At 71.0% G+C, this 17,912-nt stretch carries 12 protein-coding genes; 4 read left to right on the forward strand and 8 right to left on the reverse strand.

Annotation, left to right across the window (positions count from 1 at the left end):
- Nucleotides 1–119 precede the first annotated feature (119 nt).
- The gene (locus ACTMSW_RS26275) at nucleotides 120–716 is read right to left on the reverse strand and encodes a hypothetical protein (protein ID WP_441183366.1); all 597 of its coding nucleotides are present in this window, start codon (nucleotides 714–716) and stop codon (nucleotides 120–122) included.
- Nucleotide 717: 1 nt separating this feature from the next.
- Here ACTMSW_RS26275 and ACTMSW_RS26280 point away from each other — a divergent pair, with 1 nt between their 5' ends.
- From ACTMSW_RS26280 to ACTMSW_RS26295, 4 genes are all read left to right on the forward strand, one after another.
- Nucleotides 718–2,259: a hypothetical protein gene (locus ACTMSW_RS26280; RefSeq protein WP_441183367.1), complete on the forward strand. Its 1,542-nt coding sequence runs from the start codon at nucleotides 718–720 to the stop codon at nucleotides 2,257–2,259.
- Between the two features lie 118 nt (nucleotides 2,260–2,377).
- The gene (locus ACTMSW_RS26285) at nucleotides 2,378–3,019 is read left to right on the forward strand and encodes a cysteine hydrolase family protein (protein ID WP_441183368.1); all 642 of its coding nucleotides are present in this window, start codon (nucleotides 2,378–2,380) and stop codon (nucleotides 3,017–3,019) included.
- A 215-nt stretch (nucleotides 3,020–3,234) separates the two neighbouring features.
- Complete coding sequence (locus ACTMSW_RS26290) at nucleotides 3,235–7,149, forward strand: Pls/PosA family non-ribosomal peptide synthetase (protein WP_441183369.1); 3,915 nt, start codon at nucleotides 3,235–3,237, stop codon at nucleotides 7,147–7,149.
- A complete protein-coding gene (locus ACTMSW_RS26295) occupies nucleotides 7,146–8,486 on the forward strand; it encodes a M1 family metallopeptidase (protein ID WP_441183370.1) in 1,341 nt (446 codons plus the stop codon). The genes ACTMSW_RS26290 and ACTMSW_RS26295 overlap by 4 nt, the downstream gene beginning before the upstream one ends.
- Before the next feature lie 33 nt (nucleotides 8,487–8,519).
- Here ACTMSW_RS26295 and ACTMSW_RS26300 read toward each other — a convergent pair whose 3' ends face one another.
- From ACTMSW_RS26300 to araB, 7 genes are all read right to left on the reverse strand, one after another.
- Complete coding sequence (locus ACTMSW_RS26300; RefSeq protein WP_441183371.1) at nucleotides 8,520–9,449, reverse strand: carbohydrate ABC transporter permease; 930 nt, start codon at nucleotides 9,447–9,449, stop codon at nucleotides 8,520–8,522.
- Complete coding sequence (locus tag ACTMSW_RS26305) at nucleotides 9,446–10,441, reverse strand: carbohydrate ABC transporter permease (RefSeq protein WP_441183372.1); 996 nt, start codon at nucleotides 10,439–10,441, stop codon at nucleotides 9,446–9,448. Before ACTMSW_RS26305 ends, ACTMSW_RS26300 begins: the two co-directional genes overlap by 4 nt.
- An 81-nt stretch (nucleotides 10,442–10,522) precedes the next feature.
- Nucleotides 10,523–11,890 carry an ABC transporter substrate-binding protein gene (locus ACTMSW_RS26310; protein WP_441183373.1) on the reverse strand — a complete coding sequence of 456 codons (1,368 nt, stop codon included), beginning with the start codon at nucleotides 11,888–11,890 and terminating at the stop codon, nucleotides 10,523–10,525.
- On the reverse strand, nucleotides 11,887–14,061 hold the full coding sequence (locus ACTMSW_RS26315) for a beta-galactosidase (protein ID WP_441183374.1): 2,175 nt from the start codon (nucleotides 14,059–14,061) through the stop codon (nucleotides 11,887–11,889). The genes ACTMSW_RS26310 and ACTMSW_RS26315 overlap by 4 nt, the downstream gene beginning before the upstream one ends.
- Nucleotides 14,058–15,458, reverse strand: a complete 1,401-nt coding sequence (locus ACTMSW_RS26320; RefSeq protein ID WP_441183375.1) for an L-fucose/L-arabinose isomerase family protein — start codon at nucleotides 15,456–15,458, stop codon at nucleotides 14,058–14,060. The genes ACTMSW_RS26315 and ACTMSW_RS26320 overlap by 4 nt, the downstream gene beginning before the upstream one ends.
- A gap of 47 nt (nucleotides 15,459–15,505) precedes the next feature.
- Nucleotides 15,506–16,183, reverse strand: coding sequence for an L-ribulose-5-phosphate 4-epimerase (locus ACTMSW_RS26325; protein WP_441183376.1), 678 nt, complete (start codon nucleotides 16,181–16,183; stop codon nucleotides 15,506–15,508).
- Complete coding sequence (gene araB, locus ACTMSW_RS26330; protein WP_441183377.1) at nucleotides 16,180–17,844, reverse strand: ribulokinase; 1,665 nt, start codon at nucleotides 17,842–17,844, stop codon at nucleotides 16,180–16,182. Before araB ends, ACTMSW_RS26325 begins: the two co-directional genes overlap by 4 nt.
- Nucleotides 17,845–17,912: the final 68 nt, after the last annotated feature.

The raw sequence follows: 17,912 nt of genomic DNA on the forward strand, positions 1-17,912 counted from the left end.
CAGCGGCGTCGGCACAGGCCAGTCTGATTGGCCTGATCACACTGGGAGCAACGCAATACTGGCCTGCGCGGGCACGCCGTGCGCAGAAGGTGCTGTCCGTTGGGGGATTCGTGTGCGGATCAGACCAGGCCGGATAGCAGCGCGGCGACCTCATCGGCGAGCACGGCGTTGGGAGTACCCGGCCGGGAAAACGCCGATTCGACCGTGGCCGAAAGCAGTCGCGCCCGCTCGCCATGCGTTCCCGTTGAAGCGACCGCGCGTTCGGCGTAGATGAAGCCTTCGAATACGGACTGGAAGGCGTAGGTCAGCTCCGGCGTCGCCAGATCCGCGCGCACCAAGCCTCGCGCCGCCAGGACATCCATGTAGGACGCCATCATCGCGTTGTGTCGGCCGCCGTCGTAGCCGGCCTCGGAGCCGACCAGCTTGCCCCAGATCTGCACGTCGCCGATCACCATGCCGTACAGCAGCGGGCGGCGCAGGATCGCCAGGAAGAACTCCGCGGCGAAACGGTGCAGCCGCGCGACGGCGGGATCGAGGATCTTCGTCTCGCGATCGATGCGTGCAGTCCGCACCCCCGATGACCGATGGCCGTGCCCTTCGTGCAGGTCGGCGGCACCGGGGCCGCAGGCGTCGATCGTTTGGGCGATACTCCCCGCCGGGTACCCACAGTGGATCGGGCTGCCTGTCATCTGAACGGCGAAACGGGGAGCCACCATCGTGACCGCTTCGATCGGGACGTCGCCGAGCCGGACCCGTCGGTGGGCCCGCCGACTGCCGTCTGCCGTGCTCGCCCTGCTTCTGCTGGTGGCCCTGGCCGTAGCGCCCGCTGCCACCGGCCCCACCGACCGGCTGCCGGCCGGCGTGCCGATCGCGTCCACGTACGGCCCGTTCGACGTCGGCTTCGCCGAGGGCAGTGGCCTGCTCGATACGCAGCTGGCTCGCAGGCTGGACGACATGGTCGTCTACGTCCCAGGCCGCTCACCGATGATCCGCATCGACCTCGACTGGTGGTACGTGCAGGACTGTCGTACCTGCGCGCTGCGCTGGGACCGGCTCGACCCGGTGGTCGACGCGGCCCGTGCCCGGGGCATCCGGGTGCTGCTGGTCCTCGCCTACGCGCCCCCCTGGGCCAACGGCGGGAACAGCACCGACAAGTGGTTCCCCACGAACGACGCCGACTGGACCGCGATCGTCGACGCGACCGTGCAGCACTTCGCCGGTCGGGTGCACGCCTACGAGGTCTGGAACGAGCCGAACATCGGGCGCTCCGGCGGCCGGGAAGGCTTCGGCAACTACGCCACCGACCGGAAAGCCCGCTACTGGCAGCTGGTCAGGCTCGCCTACCCCCGGATCCACGCCGCCTGCGCGGACTGTGTGGTGCTCGCCGGTGCCTCCGGTAACGGCGCCCCGGTCACCAGCACCGGCAACCCGAACGAGTCGGCGCTCTGGCTCGACTGGGCCTACCGCAACGGGTACGGCCGGTACTTCGACGCGGTGGCGCACCACCCGTACCCGGCATGGAACTCCGGTCTGGGTCCGGCCAGGCCGGAATGCGTCAACCGCTGGTGGAACCTGTTCGGCCCGCCCGGCGAGAAGCCGCCCTGTGGTGAACTGGCCTACCTGCGGTCGGTCATGGTCAAGCACGGTGACGGGGCGAAGAAGATCTGGGGCACCGAGTTCGGCTACCCCACCTCCGGGGCGACCGGGCTGAGCCGGGAGACCCTCCGGGACCACCTGGTCCAGGGCGTGCACATGTGGCGCGCACTCAGCTACACCGGACCGCTCTTCCTCTTCTCCTACCGGGACGCCTGCGTCGACGCGGCCGACCCGGAGTGCAACTTCGGGGTGGTGACCCGGGACTTCACCCCGAAGGAGCCGATCTTCAGCGATCTGTCGGTCCGCCTCTCGGACTCCCTACCGGCCGATCTGCGTACCGGGCAGACCCTGCGCCGCTGGGCCGGGTTGCGCTCCCTCGACGACCGCTTCGAACTCTGGTTGCAGGACGACGGCAACCTGGTGCTCTACCGGCGCGGCACCGCCACCGCAATCTGGGCAACCAACACCCGGGACGGCGTGCGGCTGGTCAACGGCTCCGACGGGAACCTGGCCCTCCACCGCGCGGATGGGACGGTCACCTGGTCCACCCGGACCGGCGGTCACGGCCCTGCGACGCTGTGGCTGCAGGAGGACGGCAACCTGGTCCTCTACCGCAACAGCGACGCGAAGCCCGTCTGGGTCAGCGACACCGTGACCGGCTGATCGGACCGGCCCGGCACCTACCGGCCCCTGTCGTGCTCCGATCCGCCGAACACGGCAACCGTCGACAGGGCGCAGGCTACGTTGAGGTCGACCGCCAGCGCTGCCGCAGGGAGTTGTCATGCCCACCACCGCGTACGAGACCGGGCGCATCGGCCTGCTGCTCATCGACACCGTCAACGAGTTGTTCTCCGAAGGCGGCAAGGCGTACCCGGGGTTCAAGGAGGAGTTCGACCGGATCGGCACGTTCGCCAACATCAGACGTCTTCTCACCGGAGCACGCGCGCAGGGATTTCCGATCTTCTTCGCTCCCATGTCCTACACCCAAAGCGACTACACCACCTGGAAGCACCTGTCCGGCATCCACCGCGAGATGTACGACAACCGCATGTTCGAGGCCGGAAGTTGGGGTGCCCAGTTCCATCCGGAGTTGTCACCCCAGGCGAACGAGGTGGTCATTGCACCCCACAAGAACATCGACGTCCTGGCCAACACCGACCTGGACGTGCAGCTACGCCAGCACAACGTCGAGTACCTGGCGATCGGCGGCATGATCGGCACGATGTGCGTCGAGTCGACCGCGCGCAGCGCGATGGAACGCGGCTACCACGTCACCACCATCACTGACGCCACCGCCGCCATGGGCGGCAGACCGGCGTACGAGGCGATGGTCCTGCGGTATCCGCTGATCTCGCACGCGACGCTCACCGTCGACGAGTTCCTCGCGGCCACCCGCGACGCAACGGGTCAGCCTCGCCCCTGAGAAGCGGGGTGCGCGGCGTCGCCACGTCGTCGGGGCCCGGCGGGGCAGCCGATCGGCGGTTTCCGGAACGATTCGCTGTGGTGGTGCACACGAAAGCCGTTGCTACGCCGTCACTTCCCGGCGGCGCGACGTAGCGTTGAAGGCTGCCCAGGGCGGGTCGGCATGCCGCACGCCTGGTTGACGCTGGCCCGCGAGGTGAAGATGGTGGACGCCCGGTGACCGTGACGACTGCTCCACAGCTGGTCGCTCCTCCACCAACTTCCACCGCACCAGTGACCCCCGCGGTGTTCCGATCCTCCTCGGCTCCGCCCCGCCGCACGCTGGTCGACATCCTCGACCACACCGTGCGCGCGCACCCCGGGGCCGGTGCTCTCGACGACGGTGCCACGACACTGACGTACCGCGAACTGGCCGACGAGGTCGAGGCCGTGCGGATGTCGCTCGCCCGGCACGGGATCGGCCGTGGCGACCGGGTGGGGGTACGGATCTCGTCGGGTACGGCCGAGCTGTACCTGGCGATCCTCGGTGTCCTCGCGGTCGGCGCGGCCTACGTGCCGGTCGATGCCGACGATCCCGAGGAGCGCGCCGAGCTCGTCTTCGCCGAGGCAGGTGTCGTCGCGGTGCTCGGCGACGGGCTGGCGGTGTCGCTGCGCCGTACCCCCGCGGGCCGGACCGGCCGGCCCGGCCCGGACGACGACGCCTGGATCATCTTCACGTCCGGCTCGACGGGCACCCCGAAGGGTGTCGCGGTCAGCCACGGCGCGGCGGCGGCGTTCGTGGACGCCGAGGCGCAGTTGTTTCTCGCCGGTGAGGCCGATGAGGCGATCGGCCCGCGGGATCGGGTCCTGGCCGGGCTTTCGGTGGCGTTCGACGCGTCCTGCGAGGAGATGTGGTTGGCGTGGCGGCACGGCGCCTGTCTGGTGCCGGCTGCGCGGTCACTCGTCCGCAGCGGCGTCGACCTCGGTCCCTGGCTGGCCGAGCAGCGCGTCTCCGTGGTGTCGACGGTGCCGACGCTCGCTGCGCTGTGGCCGGTCGAGGCGCTGGAGGACGTCCGGTTGCTGATCTTCGGTGGGGAGGCCTGCCCGCCGGAGCTCGCGCAGCGCCTGGCCGTCGAGGGCCGCGAGGTCTGGAACACCTACGGGCCGACCGAGGCGACCGTGGTCGCCTGCGCCGCACGACTGACCGGCGAGGGGCCGGTACGCATCGGGCTGCCCCTGGCCGGCTGGGAGCTCGCGGTGGTCGACGCCTCCGGCGCCCCGGTCCGGATGGGCGAGACCGGCGAGCTGGTGATCGGCGGGGTGGGGCTCGCCCGCTACCTGGACGCGGCCAAGGACGCCGAGAAGTTCGCCGTCCTGCCCGCGCTCGGCTGGCAGCGGGCCTACCGCAGCGGGGACATCGTCCGGGCGGAGCCCGGGGGACTTCTGTTCGTCGGCCGCGGCGACGAACAGGTCAAGCTCGGTGGACGTCGGATCGAGTTGGGTGAGATCGACGCCGCGCTGCAGGCGTTGCCGGGAGTCGCCGGCGCTGCCGCCGCCGTGCAGCGGACCGCCGCGGGCGGTCAACTGCTGGTGGGATACCTGGTTCCGCACGACGGCGTCGCATTCGACGCCGCGGCGGCGGGGCTGCGGATCCGTGAGCAGCTGCCGGCCGCGCTCGTGCCGATGCTGGCCGTGGTGGATGCGCTGCCCACGCGGACGTCCGGCAAGGTGGACCGGGCGGCGCTTCCCTGGCCGCTGGCCGCCGCCGAGGAGGCGGTGGGTGAGCTGACCGCGACGGAGGACTGGCTCGCCGGCGGCTGGGCGGAGGTTCTGGGCGTACGCCCCTCCGAGGCGGACGCCGACTTCTTCCACCACGGCGGCGGCAGCCTGAACGCGGCGCAACTGGTGGCGTGGATCCGGCGTCGGCACCCCCGGGTGTCGGTGGCGGACATCTACCGTCACCCGAGGCTGTCGGGGCTCGCGGCCGTGCTCGACGCGCTCGACAGCACCGCGGCGACGCGCCGGGAGGTCCGGCCGACGCCACGGCGCGCCGGGCTGGTCCAGGCCATGCTGATGGTGCCGATGCTCGCGTTGGTCGGGCTGCGCTGGCTGACCGTCCTGGCCGCCCTCGGCAACGCCCTCGCCCTGCTCGCCCCGGCACCCTGGGCTCCGGTCGTGTCCTGGTGGTGGGTGGCGCTGGGCTGGGCACTGCTGTTCAGCCCGCTCGGCCGGATCGCCCTGGCCGCCGGCGGAGCGCGGCTGCTGCTGCGTGGGGTACACCCGGGCAGCTACCCACGCGGTGGCAGCGTGCACCTGCGGCTGTGGGCCGCCGAACGGCTTGCCGACCTGTCCGGCGCCACCAGCGTCGCCGGAGCATCCTGGATGATCACCTACGCCAGGGCGCTGGGCGCGCAGATCGGCGCCGACGTCGACCTGCACTCCGCACCGCCGGTCACCGGCCTGCTCAAGCTGGGCCGGGGCGCTGCGATCGAGCCGGAGGTCGACCTGTCCGGCCACTGGGTCGACGGCGACGTCGTCCACATCGGCAAGGTCCGTGTCGGCGCCGGCGCCCGGATCGGGTCGCGCAGCACCCTGATGCCCGGCACCCGGGTCGGCAAGGGCGCACGCATCGCCGCCGGCTCGACCGTGGTCGGAGCCGTACCGGCGAACCGGCGCTGGGCCGGTTCGCCGGCCGCACCCGCTGCCAAGGATTCCGCCGAGTGGCCCGAGCAGCGTCCCCCGCGCTCGCGGACGGGGGCGCGCCTGTGGCCGATCGCGTACGGGACGACCGCCCAGCTGCTGGGGCTGGTACCCGTCGTCGCCGCCCTGCCGGCCCTCGCGCTGCTCGGCTGGACGCTCGCCGTTCGACCGACGGTCGGCGCTGTGCTGGCCGCCGTCGCGGTGGCGACCGTCGCCTATGTCGTGGGCTACGCGCTGCTGGTGCTCGGGGCGGTCCGGGCGCTCAGCATCGGCATGCGCGCCGGGTACCACCCGGTGCAGGGGCGGGTGGCGTGGCAGGTCTGGACCACCGAGCGGCTGATGGGGATGGCCCGGGTCGGGCTGTTCCCGCTCTACGCCAGCCTCTTCACCCCGGTGTGGCTGCGGCTGCTGGGCGCCCGGGTGGGGCGCGGGGTGGAGGCGTCCACCGTGCTCGCACTGCCCACCATGACCACGGTTGCCGACGGGGCCTTCCTGGCCGACGACACCATGGTCGCCACGTACGAGCTGAGCCACGGGTGGCTGCGTGTCGCCCCGGCCCGCATCGGGAAACAGGCGTTCCTCGGCAACTCCGGGATGACGGCACCCGGCAGGTCGGTGCCCAAGCGTGGGCTTGTCGGGGTGCTGTCGTCGGCGCCGCGCAAGGCGAAGAAGGACTCGTCGTGGCTCGGCGCGCCGCCGATGCCCCTGCGCCGTACGGTGGAAGCCGCGGAGACCAGCCGTACCTTCGACCCGCCGGTCCGGCTGAAGCTGGCGCGGGCCGCGATCGAGGTGTGCCGGATCGTCCCGGTGATGTTCTCCGCCGGCCTGGCAGTCGGCGTCCTGGCCGTGTTCGCGTTCGTCTGGCGCAGCGCCGGGTGGTGGGTGGCCGTGCTCGCCTCGGGTCCGGTGCTGCTGGCGGCGGCGATCGTCGCCGCCGCCCTCGCGACGGCTGCCAAGTGGCTGCTGGTCGGACGATTCCGGGTCATGGAACGCGCGCTGTGGACCTCCTTCGTGTGGCGCAACGAACTCGCCGACACGTTCGTCGAGGTCCTCGCTGCGCCGTGGCTGGTCCGGTTCGCGACGGGCACACCGCTGCTCACGGCGTGGCTGCGCACGCTCGGCGCGAAGGTCGGCCGGGGTGTCTGGCTGGAGACCTACTGGCTGCCCGAGTACGACCTGGTGCGGCTCGGCGACGGCGCCACGGTGAACCGCGGTTGTGTGGTGCAGACCCACCTGTTCCATGATCGTGTGATGAGCATGGATACGGTGGAACTGGGTGCGGGTGCCGCGCTGGGCCCGCACGGCATCGTCCTGCCGGGCGCGAGCATCGGCGCGCGAAGCACCGTCGGCCCCGGTTCCCTGGTGACCCGCGGCGACGCTGTTCCGTGCGACAGCCGGTGGCTGGGCAACCCGATCGCGACCTGGCCGGCGCCGGCCGCGCGACCCGCGTGAATCCAAAGGCATCGGCGTCGCGCGGCGCAACGCCCGGCGCCGATCGCTCGGGCGACTCCTACCTCCCGGAGCACGGCAACGGCGGCTACCGGGTGCTGCACTACGACCTCGACCTCGACTACCGGGTGGTGTCGAACCGGCTCGCCGGCCGGGCGGACATCACGGCAGTGGCCGTGCAGCCGCTGTCACGGTTCACCTTCGATCTCGGTCGGCTCCGCGTCCACAGCGTCCGGGTGGACGGGCAGCCGGCGAAGTACCTCCACCGGGCGGACAAACTCCAGATCAAGCCCGAGCGACCGATCGGCACCGGGGACACCTTTCGGGTGGACATCCGGTACGCGGGAAAGCCGGTGCCCATCTCCGGCCGGTGGGGCGACATCGGGTGGGACGAACTCACCGACGGGGTGCTCGTGGCCAGCCAGCCGAACGGATCACCGTCGTGGTTCCCGTGCGACGACCAGCCGGGCGCCAAGGCCGCCTTCCGGGTGGCGGTCACGACCTCCTCCCCGTACACCGTCCTGGTGACCGGTGATCCCGTTTCCCGGCGGCGTGGCGCGGGCAGCACGACCTGGGTGTACGAGCGGCACGAGCCCACCTCGCCCTACCTGATGAGCGTCCAGATCGGGCGCTACGAGCTGGTGGACCTGGCGGTCGGCGGAGTGGTGCAGCGCGCCGCGACACCGCCCGCACTGCGCGGGCGCGTCGCCCACGACTTCGGCCGGCAGGGCGAGATCATGTCGGCGTTGCAGCGGCTCTTCGGGCCGTACCCGTTCCGGGAGTACGTCGTCGTGGTCGCCGACGACGAACTCGACGATCCGGTCGAAGCGCAGGGCATGGCGGTCTTCGGGAGGAACCACGTCGATGGGCGGCGCACGCACGAGCGGCTTGTCGTGCACGAACTGGCCCACCAGTGGTTCGGCAACAGTCTCACGGTGGCGGACTGGCGGCACATCTGGCTCAACGAAGGCCTGGCCACGTACGCCGAATGGCTGTGGTCGGGCGTCTGCGGCGACCTGCCGACGGACGCTCTGGCGGCGCAGTGGTACGCGTGGATCGCGGATCGCCCACGCGACGTCGTCGTCGCGGATCCCGGCATCGACCGGATGTTCGACCCGCTGGTCTACAAGCGTGGCGCGCTGACGATCCACGCCGTGCGCAAGAGGGTCGGCGACGAGTCGTTCTTCACGCTCCTGCGGGCGTGGGTTGCCGAGCACCGGCACGCGACCGTGACGACCGAGCAGTTCCGGTCACACGCGCAGCGTTTCGCCCGTGAGCCCCTGGACGGTCTGTTCGCCGCCTGGCTCGACAACCCGGCGCTGCCGCCGTCACCTCGGTGACCGACGAGACGGATGTCGTCGCCGTGCCGCCGGTCACTCCTTGACGCCACCGACGCCGAGACCGGACTGCCAGTAGCGTTGCAGCAGCAGGAAGGCCGCCACCAGGGGCACGATCGCCAGCAGGGATCCGGTGATGACGATGGAGAACAGCGCTTGGGCGCCGCCACCGCCGGAGGCCTGCGCGTTCCACTGGGCGAGGCCCACCGTGACCGGGAACCACTGAGGGTCGTTGAGCATGATCAGCGGCAGGAAGTAGTTGTTCCACGTGGCGACCAGCGTGAACAGCAGCACCGTGACGAAGCCGGGCACGAGCTGCCGGAAGGCCACCTGCCAGAAGATCCGGAACTCCCCCGCACCGTCGATGCGGGCCGCCTCGATGAGGCCGTCGGGAACGGCACCGGCGGCGTAGACCCGCATGAGGTAGACCCCGAACGGGCTCAGCAGTGACGGCAGGATGATCGCCAGGGGCGTGTCGACGAGCCCCACCCGGCTCAGCAGCAGGTACGTCGGAATGGCCAGGGCGGTCGAGGGCACCATGATCGAGCCCAGCACGGCGGTGAACATGCCGTTCTTTCCCGGGAAGTCGTACTTGGCGAAGGCGTACCCGCAGGCGGTGGCCAGCAGCGCGGCGCCTCCGGAGCTGACCACCGCGTAGAAGGCGGTGTTGGCGAGCCACCGGACGAAGATGCCGTCCTGGTACGTGAGGGTCTCGCGGATGTTCGTCAGCAGGTTGACGTCGGTCCCGTCGAACCACAGCCCGAAGCTGGAGAACAGCCCGGAATTGCTCTTCGTCGCGGCGACGACGAGCCAGAACAGGGGCAGCAGGAAGTACACCAGTGCGGCGAGCATGGCGACGGTCAGCAGGTTGCTCGGCTGCGCCAGCGAGTTGCCGGCGGGCCGGCCGCGTCGGCTGGTGCTCTGCTCGGCCGACCAGTGGGCGGTCGGCGCGGTGGTGGCGCTCATCGGCGGTTCCCCCGGTTCATCACGAACAGGACGGCGTAGGTCAGGACGAGGATGACGAAACCGAGCATGAACGACACGGCCGCCGAGTAGTTGAGCTGCTGGTTGGTGAAGGCCAGCGTGTACGCGTAGAGGTTCGGGGTGTAGGCACTGCCGATGACGTCGGGCGCCAGCGCCCGCATGACCTGCGGCTCGTTGAACAGCTGGAAGGTGCCGATGACCGAGAAGATGAGGGTCAACACCAGCGCGGGGCGGATCGAGGGGATCTTGATCGACCAGGCGGTGCGGATGGCGCCGGCGCCGTCCACGGCGGCCGCCTCGTACAGGTCGGGCGGTACCGACCGCAGTGCCGCGTACAAGATGATCATGTTGTATCCGACGAACTCCCAGGTGACGATGTTGCCGATCGAGACGAGCATCCATCCGTCGCCGAGCAGGTCCGGCGGTTCCCCGCCCAGCCCGCGCACGCTCTGCGCGATCGGCCCGAAGTCCGGTCCGTAGAGGTAGCCCCACATGAGGGCGGCCACGACGCTCGGTACGGCGTAGGGCAGGAAGATTCCCAGGCGGATGAGCCGGGCCCAGCGCAGCCGCGCGCTGTCGAGGGCCAGTGCGAACAGCAGCGACAGCGTCAGCATGATCGGCACCTGCACCAGCAGGAAGCGCGCCATGCGCAGCACGCCGTCGCGGAACAACCCGTCGCCGAGGACGTCGGTGTAGTTGTCCAGGCCCACGAAGACGGTCCCACCGATGAGCCGGTCGGTGAACAGGCTGAGGTACAGGGCGTAGCCCAGTGGTACCAGGAGCATGCCGACGAACAACGCCATGAATGGCAGGACGAAGGCGTACGCCGCCCGGTGCCGGGCTCGGCTCTGGGTGCCGCGGCGGCGGGAGTGGACGGTGTGGGATCGCGCCGGCCCCGAGGAGGCTCCGGGCGACGCGGTTCGGCGAACGGACGCCGGCCGAGGTACGCCGGTCGCGGTGTTGGAGGTTCTCATCGGCGCTCCTGCGCGGGACGGATGGGTGACGGGTGGTGGTACGCGCCGGCCGGCGTGACCCGGCCGGCGCGCCGCCGGCGGTCAGCCGGCCTGGACGGTGAAGCCCTGCTTGGTCGCGTAGTCGGTGACGCTCTTCTGCCAGGCGTCGAGGGCCGGCGTCAGGTCACCCTTCTGCGACATCGCCTTGCCCAGGGTGTCGCCCATGGCGGTGTACACATAGTCCTGGAACGGGCTGAACTGGTAGTCCAGCGGGACGGTGTCGGAGATGCCGGCGAAGAGTTTGTTGACTTCCTGGCCGCCGTAGAACTCCGGTTTCTGCCCGGCCACCGCGGGGTCGTTGAGCGCCGCCTTCGTCGCCGGGAAGAGGAACTGCTGGGTGGCCAGCATCTTCGTCGACTCCGGGTCACTGTTGAGGAACTTGGCCAGCGCTGCCGCCGCCGCCGGGTACTTCGTCTTGGCCGTCACGGCGCTGGTGGAACCGCCCCAGTTGCCCGAGACGTTCTCGCCGGCGTTCCATTGCGGCAACGGCGCGGCGGCCCACTTGCCGGAGGTGTTCTTCGCCGTTCCCTGCAGGAACAGCGGACCCCACGCCGCCGTCAGCCAGGTGGCGTACTTGCCGCTGGACAGGCCCTGGTAGAACTGGTCGGTGAAGCCGGGGTCGGTGGAGATCACGCCTTCCTTGAGCAGCGGCTCCCAGTACCCGGTCAGCTTCTTCATGCCAGGGTCGTTGAGCGACACCGACACCTTGTCGCCCTCGACGGCGAACGGCCGCGAACCCGCCTGCCACGCCATGCCGGTGACGAAGCCACCGTCGTTGGCGAGGAAGTTCGTGAGGTACACCTTCGGGTCGGCGGCGTGCAGCTTGCGGGCGGCCTCGGCGAACTCGTCCCAGGTCTTCGGCACCTCGATCTTGTACTTCTCGAAGATGTCCCGCCGGTAGAGCATGCCCATCGGGCCGGTGTCCTGCGGAATCGCGTACACCTTGTCGCCCCGGCTGACCTGGCTCCAGGTCCAGTCCACGAACTGGTCCTTGATGTCGTTGGCGCCGTACGGGGCAAGATCGAGCAGGTCCTTGGTGATGGTGAAGGTGGGGACGTACTGGTACTCGACCTGCACGACGTCGGGGGCGCCGGTGCCGGCCTTGAGCGCGGTGCGCAGCTTGGTGTACTGCGCTGGCCCCTGGCCGGCGTTGACGACGTTCACCTTGATGTTCGGGTACTTCTTCTCGAACAGCGCCACCTCCTTGTCGATGCCGTCGACCCAGGTCCAGAAGGTGAGTTCGGCGGGCTTGGCGAGTTCGGCGGCCATGTCGACCCGCGCCGGCGCGGTGGAGTCGTCGGCGCTCTCGCCGGAGCATCCGGACCCCGCGAGAAGGGTCGCGCCGGCCAGGACCGCGGCCGAGACGCGGAGTAGGGAACGCCGGGTGGGGCGTCCCGAGGGCATGGTCATGGTGTTACCTCCTGTGCGTTGTCATCTGTACGGGCCGGTGGGGTGCGCTCGACGAACACCCGCACATCCCACGGCCCCAGAGGCGTGGGCTCCCCGGCTTCGAGCGCCAGGCCGGAGAGTAGGTCGCTGGCGGCCACCGGGACGTCGATCCGCGCCGGTTCCCAGGACCAGTTGTGCACGACACGCAGGCGTCCGGCGACCGAGGTGCCGCCGGTGACGGTCACGGACGCCGGCAGGTTGCGGCGCCACGGGTCGGTGCGGGCCGACACCGGACGCAGCCAGCCGGCCAGGGCCGCCGCCAACCGCTCGTCGGGCAGGGTGCCGACGTAGGTGACCCGGCCGGCCCCGGCCTCGTGGTCGGTCACCGCGGGCCACCGGCCGAAGTGCGGGTGCTCGTAGCGGACCAGCGTCCTGGCTCCTTCCAGCACGACCCCGTCGGCCCAGCGTGTCGCGCCGGCGCCCGGCGGCAGGACCAGGCCGCTGTCCGCCTCGGCGTGCACCGGCAGGGGTGTCGCGAGGTTGCTGAACTCGGTGTAGGACAGCCCGGCGACCTGCCGCAGTTTGCCGGGCATGACCGCCACGCGGGGACGGGCCTCGGTGTCGGCGTACCCGGGTCGCAGACCGAGCACCAGGTGTCCGCCGGCCTCGGCGTACGCGGCCAGCAGGTCGAGGGTGGCGTCGTCGGCGACGTACAGCGCCGGGACGAGGATGACGGGCCGCTCGCGCACCAGTTCGTCGACGTCGGTGCCCAGCTGCGCCGGGGTACGCATCGCCACGCTGAGCCCCGCTGAGAACAGCGCCCGGTACCAGAGACCGAGGACGCGGCCGTGGGGGTCGGGGTCCGGGCCTGAGCCGTCGGGCATCGAGAACGGCGGCATGAAGCGCAGCGCGTGGGCGCTGTCGTGGTCGTACAACACCGTGACGTCGGCATCCGGCACGTACCCGTCGAAGGCGCCACCGGCCACGCGCAGCTCGGTCCCGAGGCGGGCCACCTCCCGGTAGGTGCGGGCCGGCTCGAGGGAGTGGCCGAGCACCCCGCCCCAGTAGGTCTCGTGCCCGAAATGGTTGGTGTGCCAGTGCCAGTAGGCGACCATGCGCGCGCCGCGGGCCACCATCGCCCAGGCCGCCTGGCGCCACTGCCCGTCGTAGGCGGGGTAGGTGGTGTCCGAACCGTCGATGGAGCCGGCGTTGGTCTCGGTGACCAGGAACTGTTCGCCGCGCAGGCCGTAGGTCAGATCGGCCTGCAGCATGATGCTGGACCCGCCGCCCGGCATGATCCAGCCCGGCGGCTCCTCGGGGCCGTTGGCGGGCAACGCGAACGCGTCCTGCATGCGGTAGTAGATGTTGCTGGTGGCCACGTCGAGCCCACCGGCGAGGTGGACGAAGTCCTGCGACAGGCGGCCCAGTTGCAGGCAGGTGGTGACGAACTGCTCCGGACGGGCGATCTCGCGTACGATCCCGGCCTGCCAGTGGATGAAGTCCGACGTGATCTCGGCCTGGTAGCGCCGCCAGGCCAGGTCGTAGGCGGGCGTTGTGTTGCCGTCGGGGGTCCACAGCTCGGCCCAGTCGTCGATACGGTGCGACCAGTAGGTCAGGCCCCATTCGTCATTGAGCCGCTCGACGTCGCCGTAGCGCTCGCGAAGGCGCTCGACGAAACCGGCGAACAGGGCGGGGTTGTGCAGCACCTCGCCACCCGGCTCGTTGTCGACCTGATAGCCGATCACGGCCGGGTGGTCGGCGTAGCGCCCCACGACCCGGCGGATGACCCGTTCGGCGTGGTAGCGGTACGCGGGGTGGCTGTAGTCGACGTCCTGGCGGTGGCCGTACGGGATCGGCTCGCCGGTGCGCCGCTGCGCGGTGGTCTCCGGGTACTTGCGGCGCAACCAGGGCGGGACCGCGTAGGTGGGGGTACCGAGGATGACGTCGATGTCCCGCGCGCGAGCGCCGTCGAGAACCGGTTGCAGCCAGTCGAGCGCGAAGACGCCGTCGCGCGGCTCCCAGGTCGACCACACCGACTCCCCGACCCGGATCACCGAGAACCCGGCCTCGCGCATGAGGTCCAGGTCGGCGTCGAGCCGCGGGGTCAGCTGGTACTCGGTGTAGTAGGCGGCGCCGAACAGCACCGTCGAGGGCAGCTGCGGGCGGGGCCCGAAGGCCGGTGCGGCGCTCACGCGGTCACCACTTCGATGCCGGTGAGTTCGCCGAACACCGCCCACTCGGTGCCGTGGTGGCCCAGCGTCATGACCATGTGGTGGGTTCCGCCGGCGCGCAGCCAGGTGTCCATGCAGCCACGCACCCCGGTGGCGGGCCGGAACTGTCCGTAGGGCATCTCCAGGGCGGGCAGCTCGGGGCTGTCGAGCACCTCGCCCTCGCTGACCACGAGCCGGAAACCTTCGCCGCCGAGCGAGACGAGGCTGGCCAGGGTGGCCGGCCCGGGTCGGATCTGGAAGAGGAAGGTGGGTGGGTCCTCGAGCTTGCCGATGCCGAGCGAGCGTTTGATCAGCCGCACCGGGCGATCGTCGCGGGCGACCGCCCAGTTTCCCTCGCCCATGTGGCTCATGAGGATCGAGTCGGTCGGGAAGTCCATCGCGTACATCTCGGTGAAGTGCGCGTCGCCGACGAGCCGGTGTCCGGCGTGCACCATGGTCGCGGCCAGGGCGTCGCCCTCGGCGCCGTAGCCGTAGCCCTTGGCCATCAGCGACGACGCCGCGGCCAGCGGCAGGCGGGAGAACCGGCCGTCCTCGCCGATCGCGTCGAAGTGCGTGGAGTACGCCTCGTAGCCGCGGGTGTCGAGGATCTGCTCGATGGCCAGCTGCATGCGCGCGTGGTCCTCGCGCTCGACGGGCGTGAGCGCCGGATCGACCGCGAAGGTCGCGTCTTCCCAGGCGGTCAGCTGGGCGACCGCGTCGGCCGGCACCTGCGCCATGCCACGCCACAGGTCGCCGGGGGCGATCGCATTGATCTGGGGCCCGAGGCGGCGCAGCAGGGCGTTCTCGTCGACCCGGATGTCGCCCATCTCGTTCATCGCGTATCCGAAGACACCGACCTTGAGCGACCGCCACGCAGTGGCCGCCCGAGCCGCCCGCGCCCACCGGTCGACAGCCTCGCGGAACGCCGGCGCCTTCCAGTCGTCGGTCAGCACGTGGAACGGCCGGCCGGCGCGGACCATCGCGTTGGCGGTGTCCTGCGCGCCATGGATACCCTGGTTGTACGTCATGTCGGCCATGTCCCACGCCGCGGTGACCGCGGGCTCGGGCTGGATGTTGGCCAGGCACACCGGCAGCCGGTTCTCGCTGAGCAGGCGGGCGACCCGCATCGCCGGTCCGTAGGTCAGCATGACCAGAAGGATCCCGTCGACGTTCTCGGCCTCCAGGTGACGCACGACCCGTTCCGCGTCGGCGCGGTTCTTCACCGGTGGGGCGACGACGAAGTCCGCGACTCCGGCGAGTTGGTCGGCGACCTGCTGGGCGTACCTGCCCTGCCGCTCGGTGATGCCGGGGATCATGTGGTCGTAGAGCTCCTGCATGATGCCGAGCACCCCGATCCGGGGGCGGGCGATCTGCGGCATGTCTGGTCCTCTCCTCATTGATTTCGAGGGCTGGTCGATGGCCGTCTTCAGCGCTGGCCGTAGACGTTCTGGTAGCGGGCCCACAGGGCGTCGACGTTGGACTGGGCGAGGGTGGGCACGTCGCCGAGGCAGCGGGCCAGGTGCACCGCCCGGGCAGCGTCCTCGGTCAGCACGGCGGCCTTGACCGCGGCCCGGGCCGTGCTGCCGATGGTGAAGACGCCGTGGTTACGCATGAGAACGGCGGGCGAGCGGTGCCCGCTGAGCGTCTCGACGATGCCCTTGCCGATCGCGTCGCTGCCGATCAGCGCGAACGGGCCGACGGGGATCTCCCCGCCGAACTCGTCGGCGATGCCGGTCAGCGCGCAGGGCACCGGTTCGCCACGGGCGGCCCAGGCGGTGGCGTACGGGCTGTGCGTGTGCACCACTCCCCCGACGTCGGCCATCGCTCGGTAGACGTACGCGTGGGCTTCGGTGTCGCTGGAGGGCGCGAGGTCACCGTCGACGACGGTGCCGTCGAGGTCGACGACGACCATCGACTCCGGGGTCAGGTCGTCGTAGCCCACTCCGCTCGGCTTGATGACCACGAGGTCGGTGCCGGGCACCCGGGCCGAGACGTTGCCGCTGGTCCAGGCCACGAGCCCGTACCGGACCAGCTCGGCGTGCAGGCGACAGACCTCCTCGCGCACGCGTGCGACCCGCTCGGCGGGCGTGCCGTCGGCGCTCATGCGGTCACCGCCTGTCGACGCAGGGCGCGCAGCCGGTGCATGACCTCGTTGGCGCCGCGACCGAAGTGATCGTGCAACAACCGGTACTCGCGGTAGAGCTCGTCGTAGGCCACCTGTCGGTCCGGGTCCGGGCGGTACACGTGCCGCAGGACACGGCCCATCGCGGCGGAGGCCGCTGCGATGTCGGGATGGGCGCCGGCGGCGACGGCGGCGTGCATGGCAGCGCCGAGGGCCGGTCCCTGGGCGGAGTCGATGACGCTGAGCGGGCGGCCGGTGACGTCGGCGTAGATCTGCATGAGGACCGCGTTCTTGAGCAGGCCTCCGGCGACCACCACCTCGTCGACCGGGACGCCCCGCGCGACGAACGCGTCGATGATCGTGCGGGTGCCGAAGGCGGTGGCCTCCAGCAGCGCGCGGTAGATCTCCTCGGGGCGGGTGGCGGTGGTCAGCCCGACGATCACTCCGGACAGTTCGTGGTCGACCAGCACGGAGCGATTGCCGCCGTGCCAGTCCAGCGCTACCAGGCCGTGTGCACCAACGGCTGTGCCGTCGCCGAGGCGGCTGAGCAACTCGTGCAGGTCGGTGCCCTCGGCGGCGGCCCGCTCGTGGTAAGCGGGCGGCACGCCGTTGGTGACGAACCAGCCGAAGATGTCACCCACGCCGCTCTGGCCGGCTTCGTACCCCCACACCCCCGGGACGATCCCGCCGAGGACCGCGCCGCACATGCCCGGTACCTCGACCAACCGGTCGCCGTTCATCACGTGGCAGGTGGAGGTTCCCATGACGGCGAGCAGTTGCCCGGGGTCGATCGCCCGGGCAGCGGGGGCCGTGACGTGGGCGTCAACGTTCCCGACTGCCACCGCCGTGCCGGGCGGCAGTCCGGTCCAGGCCGCGGCCCGCTCGGTCAGGCCGCCGGCCCGGGCCCCGAGCGGCAGCAGCGGATGCGCGACCTTGTCGGCGACGAAGCCGCCGAAGCCGGGAGCGAGCGCCTCCAGGAACGCCGGGGAAGGGTACCCGCCGTCCTGGTGGATGCCCTTGTAGCCGGCGGTGCAGGCGTTGCGCGTCTCCCGGCCGCACAGCTGCCAGACGATCCAGTCGGCGGCTTCGATCCAGCGCTCGGTGCGGGCGTACATGTCGGGGTCTTCCTCGAACACCTGCAGCGCCTTGGCGAACTGCCACTCCGAGGAGATCCGGCCACCGTAGCGCGCCAGCCACGGCTCGCCCCGCTCGGCCGCGACGGCGTTGATGCGCTCCGCCTGTCCCTGAGCGGCGTGGTGTTTCCACAGCTTGACGTAGGAGTGCGGGCGGGAGGCGAGGTCGGGCAGCTCGCACAGCGGGGTTCCGTCGGCCCGGGTGGGCAGCACCGTGCAGGCGGTGAAGTCGGTGGCGATGCCGACGACGTCGCCGGGTGCCACGCCCGACTCGGCCACCGCCTTGGGCACGGCGTTCTTCAGCACCTCGACGTAGTCCGCCGGCACCTGCAACGCCCAGTCGGGCGGCAGCGGGGATGCCGGTGACGTCCGTGTCGCGGGGAGTTCGCGGTCGAGGACGCCGTGCGGGTACGGGTGGACGGCACCGCCGAGGATGGTGCCGTCATCGGTGCTGACCACGACGGCACGCCCGGAGAGGGTGCCGAAGTCGACTCCTACGACGTAAGCCATGTTAACGCTCACATTCTGGCGCGCGGCTGGGCACGTCCGACATTCGACGGAGCGTCGGACAACCCTGG

This window comes from Micromonospora sp. BQ11, from assembly GCF_052068135.1.
Classification (GTDB): Bacteria; Actinomycetota; Actinomycetes; order Mycobacteriales; family Micromonosporaceae; genus Micromonospora.